At 56.9% G+C, this 14,524-nt stretch carries 12 protein-coding genes and 4 tRNA genes; 4 read left to right on the top strand and 12 right to left on the bottom strand.

Going from position 1 to position 14,524, the window contains the following annotated elements; all coding sequences use genetic code 11:
• Window positions 1-14: 14 nt before the first annotated feature.
• The 4 genes from OZ656_RS08585 to OZ656_RS08570 form a co-directional block, all read right to left on the bottom strand.
• Window positions 15-99, bottom strand: a tRNA-Leu gene (locus OZ656_RS08585).
• 65 nt (window positions 100-164) lie between these two features.
• Window positions 165-240 (bottom strand) — tRNA-His (locus OZ656_RS08580).
• Window positions 241-328: 88 nt separating this feature from the next.
• Window positions 329-405 (bottom strand) — tRNA-Arg (locus tag OZ656_RS08575).
• 32 nt (window positions 406-437) lie between these two features.
• A tRNA-Pro gene (locus OZ656_RS08570) sits at window positions 438-514 on the bottom strand.
• 219 nt (window positions 515-733) lie between these two features.
• Between OZ656_RS08570 and folD the strand changes: the two genes are divergently transcribed.
• The gene (folD, locus tag OZ656_RS08565) at window positions 734-1,594 is read left to right on the top strand and encodes a bifunctional methylenetetrahydrofolate dehydrogenase/methenyltetrahydrofolate cyclohydrolase FolD (RefSeq protein ID WP_121206792.1); all 861 of its coding nucleotides are present in this window, start codon (window positions 734-736) and stop codon (window positions 1,592-1,594) included.
• An 84-nt stretch (window positions 1,595-1,678) separates the two neighbouring features.
• Here the strand turns inward: folD and OZ656_RS08560 are convergent, their stop codons facing one another.
• The 3 genes from OZ656_RS08560 to OZ656_RS08550 all read right to left on the bottom strand — a co-directional run bounded on the left by OZ656_RS08560 (window position 1,679) and on the right by OZ656_RS08550 (window position 7,077).
• The gene (locus OZ656_RS08560) at window positions 1,679-3,859 is read right to left on the bottom strand and encodes a malate synthase G (protein WP_286714296.1); all 2,181 of its coding nucleotides are present in this window, start codon (window positions 3,857-3,859) and stop codon (window positions 1,679-1,681) included.
• Window positions 3,860-4,006: 147 nt separating this feature from the next.
• Window positions 4,007-5,398, bottom strand: a complete 1,392-nt coding sequence (cysS, locus tag OZ656_RS08555) for a cysteine--tRNA ligase (RefSeq protein ID WP_379945167.1) — start codon at window positions 5,396-5,398, stop codon at window positions 4,007-4,009.
• A complete protein-coding gene (locus OZ656_RS08550) occupies window positions 5,398-7,077 on the bottom strand; it encodes a glutamine--tRNA ligase/YqeY domain fusion protein (RefSeq protein WP_379945166.1) in 1,680 nt (559 codons plus the stop codon). The genes cysS and OZ656_RS08550 overlap by 1 nt, the downstream gene beginning before the upstream one ends.
• A 161-nt stretch (window positions 7,078-7,238) precedes the next feature.
• Here OZ656_RS08550 and OZ656_RS08545 point away from each other — a divergent pair, with 161 nt between their 5' ends.
• Window positions 7,239-7,739, top strand: a complete 501-nt coding sequence (locus OZ656_RS08545) for a peptidylprolyl isomerase (protein WP_011785324.1) — start codon at window positions 7,239-7,241, stop codon at window positions 7,737-7,739.
• On the top strand, window positions 7,736-8,470 hold the full coding sequence (gene lpxH / locus OZ656_RS08540; RefSeq protein ID WP_379945165.1) for a UDP-2,3-diacylglucosamine diphosphatase: 735 nt from the start codon (window positions 7,736-7,738) through the stop codon (window positions 8,468-8,470). Before OZ656_RS08545 ends, lpxH begins: the two co-directional genes overlap by 4 nt.
• A 33-nt stretch (window positions 8,471-8,503) precedes the next feature.
• Here lpxH and OZ656_RS08535 read toward each other — a convergent pair whose 3' ends face one another.
• Both OZ656_RS08535 and OZ656_RS08530 read right to left on the bottom strand, forming a co-directional pair.
• A complete protein-coding gene (locus OZ656_RS08535) occupies window positions 8,504-8,734 on the bottom strand; it encodes a ChaB family protein (RefSeq protein WP_379945164.1) in 231 nt (76 codons plus the stop codon).
• 30 nt (window positions 8,735-8,764) lie between these two features.
• Complete coding sequence (locus OZ656_RS08530) at window positions 8,765-9,301, bottom strand: type 1 glutamine amidotransferase domain-containing protein (protein WP_379945163.1); 537 nt, start codon at window positions 9,299-9,301, stop codon at window positions 8,765-8,767.
• Window positions 9,302-9,485: 184 nt separating this feature from the next.
• Between OZ656_RS08530 and OZ656_RS08525 the strand changes: the two genes are divergently transcribed.
• The gene (locus OZ656_RS08525) at window positions 9,486-11,576 is read left to right on the top strand and encodes a catalase (RefSeq protein WP_379945162.1); all 2,091 of its coding nucleotides are present in this window, start codon (window positions 9,486-9,488) and stop codon (window positions 11,574-11,576) included.
• 91 nt (window positions 11,577-11,667) lie between these two features.
• Here OZ656_RS08525 and thpD read toward each other — a convergent pair whose 3' ends face one another.
• From thpD to OZ656_RS08510, 3 genes are all read right to left on the bottom strand, one after another.
• Window positions 11,668-12,525 (bottom strand): ectoine hydroxylase, encoded by an 858-nt coding sequence (thpD, locus tag OZ656_RS08520; protein ID WP_379945161.1) that lies wholly within the window; start codon window positions 12,523-12,525, stop codon window positions 11,668-11,670.
• A 164-nt stretch (window positions 12,526-12,689) separates the two neighbouring features.
• A complete protein-coding gene (locus OZ656_RS08515; protein WP_379945160.1) occupies window positions 12,690-13,523 on the bottom strand; it encodes a hypothetical protein in 834 nt (277 codons plus the stop codon).
• A gap of 188 nt (window positions 13,524-13,711) precedes the next feature.
• Window positions 13,712-14,176: a response regulator gene (locus OZ656_RS08510; protein ID WP_379945159.1), complete on the bottom strand. Its 465-nt coding sequence runs from the start codon at window positions 14,174-14,176 to the stop codon at window positions 13,712-13,714.
• Between the last annotated feature and the right edge of the window lie 348 nt (window positions 14,177-14,524).

The raw sequence follows: 14,524 nt of genomic DNA, 5'->3' as shown, positions 1-14,524 counted from the left end.
GAAAAAAGAAAGGGTGGTGCGAGAGGAGAGACTCGAACTCTCACGGTATTACCCGCTGGAACCTAAATCCAGTGCGTCTACCAATTCCGCCACTCTCGCATATCCGGCGCAACTCTGAACCATAACAGGGAATCAGGGTGCTCGGAAACAAACAAGGGGAAAAGTGGGGTGGACGAAGGGGTTCGAACCCTCGACCGCAGGAGTCACAATCCTGAGCTCTACCAACTGAGCTACGTCCACCACATCAGGGAGGTGCCTGCCGGCACACTACTGCTTACTTCAACTTTGCTGGTTCGGCGAGTCCGGTACCAATCTGCGATTAACGAGATGGCGCGCCCGGCAGGACTCGAACCTGCGACCATCCGCTTAGAAGGCGGATGCTCTATCCAGCTGAGCTACGGGCGCTTGACCGTTCGCCCACCTGAATATCCAGAAAGTGGTCGGGGTAGAGAGATTCGAACTCCCGACATCCTGCTCCCAAAGCAGGCGCGCTACCAGACTGCGCTATACCCCGTTAACTGAACAACAAGTGCCTCAGCAAAGTTGGCGCGCATATTACCGGCGCCGATCGCGTCCGTCAACACGGAATTGAAAATTCCTTGCCGAGACAGTCCTATAAGTGACCACCTGTAACCGCTGGAGTTCCCGACCACCCCTCTACATTGGCGTTAACCCTGAAGCATGAGACAATGCCCGGCCTTCACTTTTACGCCCAAACCGACAAGACGGAAACATGAGCGCCAAACTGATTAACGGAAAAGAAATTGCTGCACAGGTCCGGCAACAGGTGGCCGCCGGTGTCGAAGCCAGAAAACAGAAGGGCCTGAGAGCGCCCGGGCTGGCCGTGGTACTGGTCGGTCACGATCCGGCATCCCAGGTATACGTTGGCAACAAACGCAAGGCCTGCGAGCAGGCAGGCATCCTGTCGCTGTCCTATGATTTGCCGGAAGATACCTCCCAGGCGGCACTGGAAGCGCTGGTTGACGAGCTGAACGAGAACCCCGCCGTTGACGGCATACTGGTTCAACTTCCCCTGCCCTCGCACCTGGATGCTGATCCGATTCTGGTAAAGATACGGCCCGACAAGGACGTAGACGGCTTTCATCCCTACAACATCGGCCGCCTGATGCAGCGCAAGCCTACCCTGCGGCCCTGCACACCGGCAGGCGTCATCACCCTGCTGGACTCCATTGGCACCCCCTACAAAGGCCAGCACGCAGTTATTGTCGGGGCCTCCAACATTGTCGGTCGCCCCATGAGCATGGAACTGCTGCTAAAGGGAGCCACGACAACGGTATGCCATCGATTTACCGACAATCTCGAGAAATTTGTTGGGGAAGCAGACATCCTGGTGGCCGCAGTGGGCAAACCGGGCATCATCAAGGGCGAGTGGGTCAAACGCGGCGCCACCGTCATTGATGTGGGCATCAACCGGATGGATGATGGCAAACTCTGTGGCGATGTCGATTTTGACGCTGCAGCAGAGCGTGCGGCTTACATCACCCCGGTACCGGGCGGCGTCGGCCCCATGACCATTGCCACCCTGCTGGAAAACACCCTTTACGCCGCCGACGTGCTGCACGCCGACACCTGACGCGCCATCCCACGAACTCTTCGTCAGCGGGGGCAACCCCAATAAAAAACCCCGCCGAAGCGGGGTTTTTTATGGACGGGCGTTTTACTGCCCGTATTTGGCCTTGGCCTTCTGACGGTAAGCGTGCAGCAGCGGCTCAGTGTAACCGGCCGGCTGTTCGCGACCCTTCAGAACCAGATCCACAGCGGCCTGGAAGGCGATGCTGTCATCAAAGTTCGGAGCCATGTTGCGGTATGCCGCATCACCAGCGTTCTGCTTATCAACAACCGCAGCCATGCGCTTCATGGTTTCCATGATCTGCTCTTCAGAGCAGATGCCGTGGTACAACCAGTTGGTCAGCAGCTGCGAAGAAATACGCAGTGTCGCACGGTCTTCCATCAGGCCCACATCGTTGATGTCAGGCACCTTGGAGCAGCCCACACCCTGGTCGATCCAGCGTACAACGTAGCCAAGGATACCCTGGGCGTTGTTGTCCAGTTCCTGCTGAATGTCCTCGGCGCTCAAGGACGACGGATCCTCCATCACCGGCACAGTCAGGATGTCGTCCAGAGACGCGCGCTGACGGTTGGCCAGCTCTTTCTGCACATCAAACACGTTCACCTGGTGGTAGTGAGTGGCATGCAAGGTAGCGGCTGTCGGAGACGGAACCCAGGCGGTGTTGGCACCAGCCTTCGGATGACCGATCTTGGCCTCCAGCATGCCTGCCATCAGATCCGGCATGGCCCACATACCCTTACCAATCTGGGCAACGCCAGACAGACCGGCTTCCAGGCCGATGTCCACGTTCCACTGCTCGTAGGCGTTGATCCAGGCGGCCTGCTTCATCGGCCCCTTACGGATGAAGGGACCCAACTCCATGGATGTATGAATCTCATCACCGGTGCGATCCAGGAAGCCGGTATTGATAAACACGGTGCGCTCTTTGGCCGCGTGGATGCAGGCCTTCAGGTTCACCGTGGTGCGACGCTCTTCGTCCATGATGCCCACTTTCAGGGTGAAGCGCGGCAGACCAAGAGCGTCTTCAACACGACCGAAGAATTCATTGGTGAACGCCACTTCTTCCGGGCCGTGCTGCTTGGGCTTAACAATGTACACAGAACCCTTGGTGCTGTTCTGGAATTTGCCGTCGCCCTTCAGGTCGTGGATGGCGATCAGGGACGTTACCAGGCCGTCCATCAGACCCTCGGGGATTTCGCTACCATCCTTCAGCAGAATGGCCGGGTTAGTCATCAGGTGACCAACGTTACGAACGAACAGCAGGCTGCGGCCCTTGAGGGTCAGCTCGCTGCCATCGGCGCCAGTGTAGGTGCGATCGCCATTCATGCGACGAGTCATCATCTGGCCGCCCTTCTCGAAGGACTCTTCCAGATCGCCCTTCATCAGACCAAGCCAGTTCTTGTAGGCGACAACCTTGTCATCAGCATCTACCGCGGCAACGGAGTCTTCGCAGTCCATGATGGTGGTCAGGGCCGATTCCATCAGAACGTCTTTAACGTGGGCACCGTCATCCTTGCCGATCGGATGGCTGGCATCGATCTGGATTTCGAAATGCATGCCGTTTTTCACCAGCAGAACGCCGGTGGGAGCATCGGCAGCGCCGGTGTAACCCACAAAACCGGCCTCGTCTTTCAGGCCGGTCACGTCACCATTCTGAAGTTTAACCGCCAGCTTGCCGCCATCGATGTAGTATTTTGCGGCGTCTTTATGGCTGCCGGAAGCCAGAGGCGCAGAGCCATCCAGCAGGTTGCGGGCCCACTCAATCACCTTCGCGCCACGAACCGGATTGTAGCCACGACCTTTCTCAGCACCATCTTCCTCAGAAATAGCGTCAGTACCGTACAGGGCATCGTACAGGCTACCCCAGCGGGCGTTAGCCGCGTTCAGGGCGAAACGGGCATTCATGACCGGCACTACCAGCTGCGGGCCAGCCATGGTGGCGATTTCCGGATCCACATTGGAGGTGGAGATTTTGAAATCCGCCGGCTCATCTACCAGATAGCCGATGTCTTTCAGGAACGCCTTATACTCGGCCATGTCCAGTTTCTGGCCCTTGTGCTCGCGGTTCCAGGTATCCATTTTTTCCTGGATTTCGTCACGCTTGAGCAGCAGCTCGCGATTGCGCGGAGCGAGCTCGTTCACGATCTTGTCGAACTCGGCCCAGAACTTGTCAGCGTCAATACCGGTGCCCGGAATCGCTTCGTTATTTACAAAATCGTACAGATTCTTGGCGATCTGGATGCCGCCAACTTGAACGCGTTCTGTCATCGTTGCTTGCCTCAATGGGTTTGTAGTTCCCGACTCCCCTGATGGCGCCTGAAAGCGCGGGGACGTTCTGATTAGAGCGCCGCATTGTACGTGAAATTCCCTACAAGGTCATTCCCACCGGTACAATGCGACATTGCGCGAATCAACTCAGTCCTGGCTCCGGCGCCAGGTGGTTCCTTCTCGGCTGTCATCCAGGATAATGCCCTTCTCCAGCAGATCATCGCGAATGCGATCAGCCTCCGCAAAGTCTTTGGCTTTGCGGGCATCGGCACGGGCCTGAATCATGGCCTCAATGTCCTCGGCGGTCAGCTCACTGCCGGTATCCGCCTGGAAGAAGGCTTCCGGGTCTTGCTGCAGCAGGCCGAGCACAGCACCCAGCCGCACCAGAACGGCCGCGCTGCGCTTGGCGGCCTCTTCATCACCTTCCCGGCGGTAATGATTGATGTCGTTCGCCACTGCATGCAGCACGGCAATGGCGCCAGCAGTATTGAAATCATCATCCATGACCTCGGCAAAACGGCGGTCGTGATCGGTTTCCGCTACATCTGCTTCTTTCGCCGGCACGATACCCCGCAGGGCATGATAGAGCTTGGTCAAGGTGCGCCCGGCCTCCGCCAGGTTATCCTCGGAATAGTCCACCTGACTCCGGTAGTGGCTGGACACCAGGAAATAGCGCACCACTTCCGCCGGGTACTTTTCCAGAATCTCGCGAATGGTAAAAAAGTTCCCCAGCGACTTGGACATCTTTTCCTTATTCACTCGAATGGCGCCGGCGTGCATCCAGGTGTGCACAAAGGTGTGGCCGGTGGCACATTCCGACTGGGCGATTTCGTTTTCATGGTGCGGGAACAGCAGATCCGGCCCGCCACCGTGAATATCAAAGGTGTCACCCAGGCACTTGGTAGACATGGCGGAGCACTCAATATGCCACCCGGGGCGACCTTCGCCCCACGGCGACTGCCAGCTCACCTCGCCCGGCTTGGCGGCCTTCCAGAGCGCAAAGTCTGCGGGGCTGCGCTTGGCCTCCTGGACATCCACTCGAGCACCGGCAACCAGATCTTCCAGCTTTTTCTTGCTCAGCTTGCCGTAATCCGGGAAAGACTCCACCGCAAAGTACACGTCGCCATTATCGGCGGCATAGGCGTGGCCGCCAGCGATCAGCTTCTGGATCATGGCAATGATATCGTCGATAAAGGCAGTCGCCCGGGGCTCCTCATTGGGTGACAGCACGCCGAGCTTCGCCTCATCCTCGTGCATGGCCCGGATCATCCGGTCGGTCAGGTCGGTATACACCTCACCGTTTTCATCAGCCCGGCGCAGGATCTTGTCGTCGATATCGGTAATGTTGCGCACGTAGTGTACGTCGTATCCGCGATGCCGCAGATACCGAGTCACCACGTCAAACGCCACCAGCACCCGGGCATGCCCCAGATGGCAATAGTCGTAGACAGTCATGCCGCACACGTACATACGAACCTTGCCAGGCTCCAAGGTTTTGAACGCTTCCTTTTGCTGTGTCAGCGTATTGTAGATACGCATTACTTGCCTCCCTTACCCCAGGAATCCCGCAGCGTTACGGTACGATTGAACACCGGCTTGCCAGACTTTTCAGTCAGTTCCTGGTCGCAGAAAAAGTATCCCTCGCGCTCGAACTGGTACGGCAGATCGGTACGGGGCTGAGCCAGACTTTTCTCAACGCGGGCACCTTTGAGAACGACCAGAGATTCGGGGTTCAGATGATCCAGAAAATCGCCTTCCTTGTCGCTGTCCGGAGATTCGTGGTTGAACAGGCGGTCGTAAAGATTGATATCCGTTTCCACGCTGTCGCTGGCCGACACCCAGTGAATCACGCCGTTGGGTTTGTAGCCCTCCGGGTTCACGCCCAGGGTATTCGGGTCGTACTCGCACTTGAGCTCGACAATCTCGCCGCTGTCATCACGCACAACTTCTTTGCAGGTCATCACGTAACCACCGCGCAGCCGCACCGCCTGTTCCGGGGCCAGCCGCTTCCACTTACGCGGCGGCTCCACCTCGAAATCTTCCCGGTCAATAAACAGGGTCTGACTCCAGGTCACTTCCCGCTCGCCCATATCCGGATTCTGCGGATGCACTGGCAGAGTGAGGGTTTCCGTCTGGTCAGCCGGATAGTTGGTCAGGGTGACCTTGAGCGGACGCATCACGCACATGGCGCGGGGCGCACGGTTATTCAGATCTTCCCGGATAGCGTGCTCCAGCATACCGACATCCACGGTGCCACCGGCCTTGTTCACGCCGATCATGTCGCAGAAGTTGCGGATGGACTCCGGTGTGTAACCACGACGGCGCATGCCGGAAATCGTCGGCATCCGGGGATCGTTCCAGCCGTCCACCACGTTTTCATCCACCAGCCGCTTCAGTTTGCGCTTGCTGGTAATGGTGTAGTTCAGATTCAGCCGGGCAAATTCGATCTGACGCGGATGGCAGGGGATGGTGATATTGTCCAGCACCCAGTCGTACAGCGGCCGGTGATCCTCGAATTCCAGGGTACACAGGGAATGGGTAATCCCTTCCAGAGCATCGGAGATCGGATGGGTAAAGTCATACATCGGATAGATGCACCACTTGCTGCCGGTCTGGTGATGATCCGCGTAGCGAATCCGGTACAGAATCGGGTCCCGCAGGTTGATATTCGGGGATGCCATATCAATCTTGGCCCGCAACACCAGCTCACCGTTCTGGAACTTGCCGTCGCGCATGTCCCGGAACAGCTGCAGGCTTTCCTCTACCGGGCGATCCCGATATGGGCTGTTCTTGCCGGGCTCTTTCAGGGAACCGCGGTACTCGGCCATCTGCTCAGCATTCAGGGCACACACATAGGCCTTATCGTTCTGAACAAGCTCTTCGGCAAAGGCATAGAGCTGATCAAAGTAATCCGACGCGTAACACACCTCGCCGGCCCACTCATAGCCCAGCCACTCCACGTCCTGCTTGATAGCGTCGATATACTCCTGGTTTTCCTTTTCCGGGTTGGTGTCGTCAAAGCGCAGGTTGCACTCACCGTTAAAGGTTTCGGCAATGCCAAAGTTCAAACAGATCGATTTGGCATGACCAATGTGCAGATAGCCATTGGGCTCCGGGGGAAAACGGGTGACCACCTTGCCGGTGTGCTCCCCTTTGGCAATGGCGTCTTCAATAAGGCTCTGGATAAAGTTGTGGGCTTTCTTCGACTCGGCGCTCATACAATCTCTGTTAACAGGGAATGAATCATGGGAGCTGTCCGGATGCTCCGTTTAAACCGCCTATTATACTCACAAATCCATGCCGGACTCATGCACCGGACGAAACTCTTGAGTACAATAGCCACTTTCAACATTCCGATCCCAAAATACAGGAAACCCTGATGATTCTGCTGCAGACAAACTTCGGTGATATCAAACTGGAACTGGACTACGAAAAAGCCCCGGAAACCGCCAAAAACTTCGAACAGTACGTTCGCGACGGCTTCTACGATGGCCTGATTTTTCACCGCGTTATCAGCAACTTCATGATTCAGGGCGGCGGCTTTGAGCCTGGCATGACGCCGCGCAAAACCCGCGAACCTATCCAGAACGAGGCTGACAACGGCCTGAGCAACATGGTCGGCACCATTGCCATGGCCCGCACCATGGACCCCCACTCCGCCACCGCCCAGTTCTTCATCAACGTTGAGAACAACGGTTTTCTGGACCACACCGCCAAGAACGCCGAGGGCTGGGGCTACTGCGTATTCGGCAAGGTGGCCGAGGGCATGGATACCGTCAACAAGATCCGCGCCGTTCGCACCACCATGCGCGCCGGCCATCAGGACGTCCCGTTTGAGGACGTAGTGATTGAAAAAGCCGAGGTTCTGGAGGACGCGTGACCACGCTGTTTATCTCGGATCTGCACCTGGAAGAATCGCGCCCGGATATTACGGGTGCGTTTCTGACCTTCCTCAGAGACAAGGCTCTGGGCGTTGAGCGTCTATACATTCTTGGCGACTTTTTTGAAGCCTGGATTGGAGATGACGAGCGAACCCCGCTGCAGGAACAGGTAGCGGCGGCCTTGCGGGAGGTGCGGGACACAGGCACCGATATTTACCTGATGCACGGCAACCGGGACTTCCTCATTGGCGAAGATTTCTGCGCGCGCGCCGGCGCCACCCTGCTGGATGATCCGACGGTAGTAGATCTGTATGGCACACCCGCCCTACTGATGCACGGTGACAGCCTCTGCACGGCCGATGTGGAATATCAGAAGTTCCGGGCCAACATGCGTAACCCGCAAACGGTGAAGATGCTTCTCTCCCGCCCACTCAAAGATCGTCAGCTGATGGCACGGCAACTGCGGGAAATCTCCATGGCGAAGAATCAGGGCAAGGCTGAGACCATCATGGATGTGACCCCCGAGGAAGTGGTGAAAGAACTGGAAGCCCATAACGTTCAACTGATGATTCACGGCCACACCCATCGCCCCGCCATTCATGAGCTGGAAGCCAATGGCAAGCCCGCCCGCAGGGTTGTACTGGGAGACTGGCACGAAAATGTCTGGTGGCTTGAGGCCAGCGCGGGCCAGCCCGTTGCCCTGAGGCACCAACCACTCGCCGATTTCTAGAGACTGAATGGCAGGGTGCCCCCCAGCCGGTAGTCAGGAACGGTCTTTCACCCACTCGCCGTCGGCTTTGTGGTATTCCTGTTTTACCGCCGCCCACGCGACGCGATGGGCGGTTTCTTCACGATCGGCGTCGCCACGACGGTCCTCAGGGTTGCGGTACTCCTCCCAAGCCGAATTGAACGCTTTGCGATATATTTCCTGGGCGTGGGCCGGCAGATTGTTTCGAACTCCGTCTGGCAAATCGGATTTACGATCGTAAGGCATAGGTCACCTCCTCGCTTCTCACGCACCCGCTCATCCAAGGGCGGCGATCAGCGCGTCACAGAATTGCTCCAGGTCATCCGGCTTGCGGCTGGTAATGATGCCTGCCTCCTGATGGACCGCTTGGTCAACCCAGTGGCCACCTCCGTTTTGGATATCCGTCCTGAGGCTTGGAAACGACGTCATCGTTCGCCCCTTGACCACCCCGGCCTCAACCAGCAACCAGGGGGCATGACATATCGCCGCAACCGGCATATCGGCCTGTACACAGTGTTTCACCAAGTCAACGGCTTCGGTGTTTAAACGTAAAGCATCGGGATTGGCCAGGCCACCAGGTAACACCAGCGCATCGAATTGCTCAGCTGTCACCTCATTCACCGTCTTATCGACTGAGAACGAATCCCCCTTGTCCAGATGGTGATACCCTCGTATCGAGCCGGATTCGAGTGAAACCAGTTCCACCTTAGCCCCGGCCTGCCTGAGTTTATCCCAAGGCGTTGTCAGCTCTACCTGCTCCACGCCGTCCGTTGCAAGCAGGGCCACCGTTTTCCCGCTTAATGCACCAGTCATGCGGCTCTACCTCCTCTAATAATCTTGCGCAGAAAAAACGAAGGGAACGTAAATACCCTGCTCCAACCCTAGTCGCATATCGTGTCGTTTATCCAGCCCTCGGGCATTAACACATGTTAAATGCAGGCCGCTGAGACTCTGCTTAAATGAGAGGCTCACGCCTGCAAAGCATAGGAGCCAAGTTATGCCTGAGAACAGAACCGAGCGCCCCTACCCGATGACGGCCGGCGGTGAAACGCACCAAACAGCGCAGAGCCCCAGCGACACCCTGACCACGCCCCAGGGCGTTCCTATATCAGATAACCAGAACTCTCTGAAAGCCGGGGCCCGCGGCCCTACCCTGCTGGAAGACCAGGTGCTTCGGGAGAAACTGTTTCATTTTGACCACGAGCGGATTCCCGAACGTGTGGTGCATGCCAGAGGCTTTGGCGTGCACGGCTATTTCGAAAACTACAAATGCCAGGCCGAACTCACCTGCGCCGACCTGTTCCAACGACCCGGGGAACAAACTCCCGCGTTCGTGCGCTTTTCCACTGTACTGGGAAACAAAGGCTCCTTTGATCTGGCCAGAGATGTCCGGGGCTTTGCGGTAAAGCTCTACACCCGTGAAGGCAATTGGGACCTGGTCGGCAATAACATTCCCGTATTCTTTATTCAGGATGCAATGAAATTCCCGGACCTGGTCCATGCTGGAAAACAGGAACCAGACCGGGGGTTCCCTCAGGCACAATCCGCCCATGACAATTTCTGGGATTTTGTCAGCCTGATGCCCGAGAGCACCCATATGCTCATGTGGACCATGTCGGACCGGGGCATCCCGCGGTCCTTCCGCTTTATGGAGGGCTTTGGCGTGCACACCTTCCGGATGGTAACGAGCGGCGGCGAGACGCGATTCGTAAAGTTTCACTGGAAACCGCTGCAGGGACTCCAGTCGGTGGTCTGGAACGAGGCGGTCAAGATCAATGGCGCCGACCCGGACTTTCATCGCCGGGATCTGTGGGAGGCCATTCAACGCGGTGATTACCCGGAATGGGAGTTGGGTGTGCAGGTGTTTGACGAAGCCTTTGCCGATCAGTTTGAATTCGATGTACTGGATCCGACCAAACTTATCCCGGAAGAACAGGTTCCGGTGCAACCCGTCGGCAAACTGGTGCTCAACCGTGTAGTCGAGAACTTCTTTGCCGAGACGGAACAGGTCGCCTTCTGCACCCAGAATATTGTTCCTGGCATTGATTTTACCGACGACCCCTTGTTGCAGGGGCGTAATTTTTCCTATCTGGACACTCAGGTCAAGCGCCTGGGCGGGCCAAACTTCAACCGCCTGCCTATCAACGCCCCGAAATGCCCGATGCATCACTTCCAGCAGGATGGGCATATGGCGGAAAGCAACCCCACCACCCGCGCCAACTACGAGCCCAACAGTTGGGGCAATGACGGTGGTCCACGGGAAAACCCCGATACCGGCTTTCGCAGCCATCCCCGTGCACTGCAGAGTCCCGCCGGTCGGGTACGATCGGAAACCTTCGCTGACCATTACAGCCAGGCACGGCAGTTTTACATCAGCCAGACCCGTGCGGAGCAAACCCATATTGCCGATGCTTTTGTCTTTGAACTGAGCAAAGTCCAGCGTGAGGATATCCGGGCACGGGTGGTGGGCCACCTGCTGAATGTCGATAAAACGCTGGCCGAAAAAGTAGCGACCGGCCTCGGTCTTACGCCAATGCCGGAGCCGGCGGAAGCAGCCAGGCAACCGCGCACCGATCTGCCCGTCTCGGACAAACTCAGCATCATTCGAAATGGCCCCGACAGCTTTAAAGGCCGCCGACTCGGCGTCCTCGTCAGCGATGGCGTAGATACCAAGCTGATCGATGCGCTGAAACAGGCCCTCGACGACGAAGGCGCCGAACTCAAAGTCGTGGCCCCCACCATCCACGGAGTCACCACCAGCGATGGGTCTGTGCTGGCTGCAGACGAAAAGATCGACGGAGGCCCCTCTGTCCTGTTCGACGCAGTGGCCTTGCTGATGACGGACAATGAGGCAGACACCCTGGCCAGCCACGGTCCAGCTCGCGATTTCGTCAATGATGCCTTTGCGCACTGCAAGTTCATTGGCTATAACAAGGCGGCCAAGGCCTTGCTGAAATCAGCAGGACTGGAAGAAAAAGTGGATGCCGGGTGTCTGACACTCGACACAACGGAACAGGCAGCCACTCTGGTTAAGCAGTGCCAAACCGGCCGTTACTGGCAGCGCCAGGAGCATGTCGACATCGTGTAAAAACGCCTCCCGTAGAAACAGAGATGCCCCCATCGGATAGCCGATGGGGGCATTTTTTGTGTAGAGCCTGGTCAGGCACTCAGACCGCCAATCAGCTCCAGGGTTTGAGAGGCTGAGTATTGGCACGAGCCGCGAGATACTCAGGACGCCGTTTACTTCCGCAGAATGGCTCCACAAGGCGGTTGTCCACGCTGTTGTAAACAAAAAACAGATTGGCTCGAGGCCAGGGCGACATGTTCCGGTTAGAGGCATGCAGGGTATTGCACTCAAACAGTAGCAGAGACCCTGCCGGACCGGTGGGCGCCTCAATACCATGCCGATTTGCCAGCTGACCTACAGCATCACGGGACGGCACCCCTGCTGTCGGCTTCTGCAGTGACTGTGTCCAGTTGTTCTCAGGCGTGGCACCGGCACAGGGCACAAAATACTCGTGCGAACCGGGAATGAGCATCAACGGGCCGTTGAAAGCATTATTATCCGTCAACATGATCGACGCGCTCACGGCCCGCATGGCGGGCATCCCGTCTTCCGTGTGCCAGGTTTCAAAATCCGAGTGCCATTCAAAACCATTGCCGCAAAATCCCGCCTTGCTGTTAATCCGGGACTGGTGGATGTAGACGTCTCCGCCCAGCAGTTGCTGCGCGATACCCAGCAATTCAGGATCACGGGTCAAACGGTGAAACGCCTCGGAAGTCTCATGCATTGCAAACACCGACCGGATTTTCTCGCGGTTTGCATCCATGATCACTTCATCCCGCTCACAGAAGGCCTTGTCCTGAGCCATGTCTCGCAGCTCGTCGAAGAAGCCCTCCACCATCTCCGGGGTAAAGAAGTTCTCGAGCCACAAGAACCCATCCCGCTCAAATTGTGCCAGCTGTTGCTGGGCCAGTGGCCCTTGCTCGCGCTGCGACCCCGCGCTGTGAACGATCGGCTCGTGCCGGGGAAACATGTTTCCTGCGTTTTCCTCTCTGCTTCGGTAAAAGTCAGCTCGTTGTAACATGGTGATGAAACCTCATTACTCTGAAAATGAGGTTTCAACGTAACAATCGCAACATGCCCCAACTACAACATAGGTTATAAAGGGAAACCGCTAGAAGTTACTGAAAAGTAAGGCTATAACCCATCGCTTTCGGTAGGTTCCCGATAGCTTTCAAGGCGTTTCAGCCAGCCTGGAAGCCACCGCTCTCGCTCAATGGGCATCTCTGCGTTCTCGGCCCGCCGGGTAAGCACCCGGCCGGCCGCTTCGCGAAAGCGCTCCAAGGCCGTATCGGCCTTGCCGGGTTCCATTTCCAGCAGCACCTGACGCAGCCCCCACCCTTGCCCCCTGTAGACCTCTTGTGACGATAAACCCTCACCTTTGAAATTCACATAATCCATCAGGGCATAGACGCCGCCAGGTCTCTTTGAAAGTTCAGTAATGTGTGCTGTCACCGTGTCCCGCTGATCATCCGGCACGGCTTCTATAACCCGGTGCAGAGATTGCTCTGCTCGCTTGAAAATGAAGGCCACCTGAACGGCTTTGGTTCGGTCCAGAAAGGCACGCAGTTCCGCCAGTCGTTGACTGCCTGCGGCTTCAATAAACGCGTTCTGGTCCGGCCATGGGGCATCCGGTACCGGATCGTCCGCCAACCAGTCAGGCATCGCCACTGCGCGGGCTTTCATGAAGCGAATCAGATCAGGGAAACTCTCCACAAAACGCTCGTTCACGCCCTCGGGGTACCAGATAAAATGCCCGATGCCCAGCGATGGAAAGGCCTCTCCCTGATTCCAGTGCACCAGGCAGTCATAGCGCCCGGCACACTCATTACGAAATATCTGCTGACCAACCCATTTCAGTTGCTGCTCGGAGAGCGCAAGCGCTGGCACGGCCGGCTTCCGAGTCAACTGATCCACCAACACCACGGTGAGAATGGCCACTATAAGGCCGACCACAAGCCACTTGTGCACGCTACTCTCTCTCAGCAACAAAACCAGCACCTATCGGTGAATCAGAGTGAAAGAGCAGGCTGAACGATCGCCGCAAATACGCCACCGGATTGCTCAGACCTTTTCAGTCAGTCGTAACTTTAAACCCGCCCTCACCGGATATACACCACTCACTGGCATCCCCGCAAATCCCTTGCCACCCAAAAGCTTCACAAGAACTCATCCATAAGTGCTTCCAGATCCCGGGTATCGCGGGGCTTGGCCCGACAGGCCGTTGTTCCGGCATCGACACAGGCCTGACGATAGTCCTGGCCGCGGTTCGCAGAGATGGTCACTATTGGTGTGTATACCGGGAGGAGATTCTGATGGCGAATGGCTCTGATGGCTTCGATTCCATCCATAAAAGGCATTTCGCCGTCCATCAAGACCAGGTCCCAGCGATCATCCGCAACGGCCAGGAGTGCCTCCACACCATCACAGACTCCGGTCACCTGAACGCCCAGGTTGGAGAGCTTCTTGCACATCACCATCCGTACTCCCGCATCGTCATCCACCACAAGTACTCGGACAGGCAGTGAAAACCCCAGTCGACGCGCCAGGGGCTCCGGTCTGGACGGCGAACGCGGTGCCGGGTTCTCTTCCAGAATGGTCGAAATGCGTTCCCCACCAAGCATCAACCTGACCCAACTCCTCAGAGCCAGAAACATCAATGCCAGCGCCAGAAGACTCGTCAGGGGAGCATGATATGGGAGCCAATAATTAATAAATCGTATTTCGAAGTTCGAAAACAGCGTCCACTCCAGGGCAATCAACGCTGCTACTCCGGCAATCGTGATTAGTGAGGCAGAGCATGACCGCTGCACCAGCGCACCCGATGCGCTCTGATCTTTGAATGGGAATCTGATTATCTTTTCCTTAAATTCACTCGAAGTGTGCCGCCAACGTAACAACGTGTTCTGTAACCGTCGTTAACATAGGTTAAACCAGGACCATTCTTCGAACACATTGAAAGGCCTGGTCCG

It is taken from the genome of Marinobacter sp. LM1, assembly GCF_042763285.1.
GTDB classification, from domain to species: Bacteria; Pseudomonadota; Gammaproteobacteria; order Pseudomonadales; family Oleiphilaceae; genus Marinobacter; species Marinobacter nauticus.
This window is presented reverse-complemented; position numbering and strand designations above follow the sequence as displayed.

What these genes read in the sequence shown, in the direction of transcription:
- folD (WP_121206792.1), top strand. Translation starts at nt 734, where the DNA reads ATGAGCGCCAAACTGATTAACGGAAAAGAAATTGCTGCACAGGTCCGG.
- OZ656_RS08560 (WP_286714296.1), bottom strand. Translation starts at nt 3,859, where the DNA reads ATGACAGAACGCGTTCAAGTTGGCGGCATCCAGATCGCCAAGAATCTG.
- cysS (WP_379945167.1), bottom strand. Translation starts at nt 5,398, where the DNA reads ATGCGTATCTACAATACGCTGACACAGCAAAAGGAAGCGTTCAAAACC.
- OZ656_RS08550 (WP_379945166.1), bottom strand. Translation starts at nt 7,077, where the DNA reads ATGAGCGCCGAGTCGAAGAAAGCCCACAACTTTATCCAGAGCCTTATT.
- OZ656_RS08545 (WP_011785324.1), top strand. Translation starts at nt 7,239, where the DNA reads ATGATTCTGCTGCAGACAAACTTCGGTGATATCAAACTGGAACTGGAC.
- OZ656_RS08535 (WP_379945164.1), bottom strand. Translation starts at nt 8,734, where the DNA reads ATGCCTTACGATCGTAAATCCGATTTGCCAGACGGAGTTCGAAACAAT.
- OZ656_RS08530 (WP_379945163.1), bottom strand. Translation starts at nt 9,301, where the DNA reads ATGACTGGTGCATTAAGCGGGAAAACGGTGGCCCTGCTTGCAACGGAC.
- OZ656_RS08525 (WP_379945162.1), top strand. Translation starts at nt 9,486, where the DNA reads ATGCCTGAGAACAGAACCGAGCGCCCCTACCCGATGACGGCCGGCGGT.
- thpD (WP_379945161.1), bottom strand. Translation starts at nt 12,525, where the DNA reads ATGTTTCCCCGGCACGAGCCGATCGTTCACAGCGCGGGGTCGCAGCGC.
- OZ656_RS08510 (WP_379945159.1), bottom strand. Translation starts at nt 14,176, where the DNA reads ATGCTTGGTGGGGAACGCATTTCGACCATTCTGGAAGAGAACCCGGCA.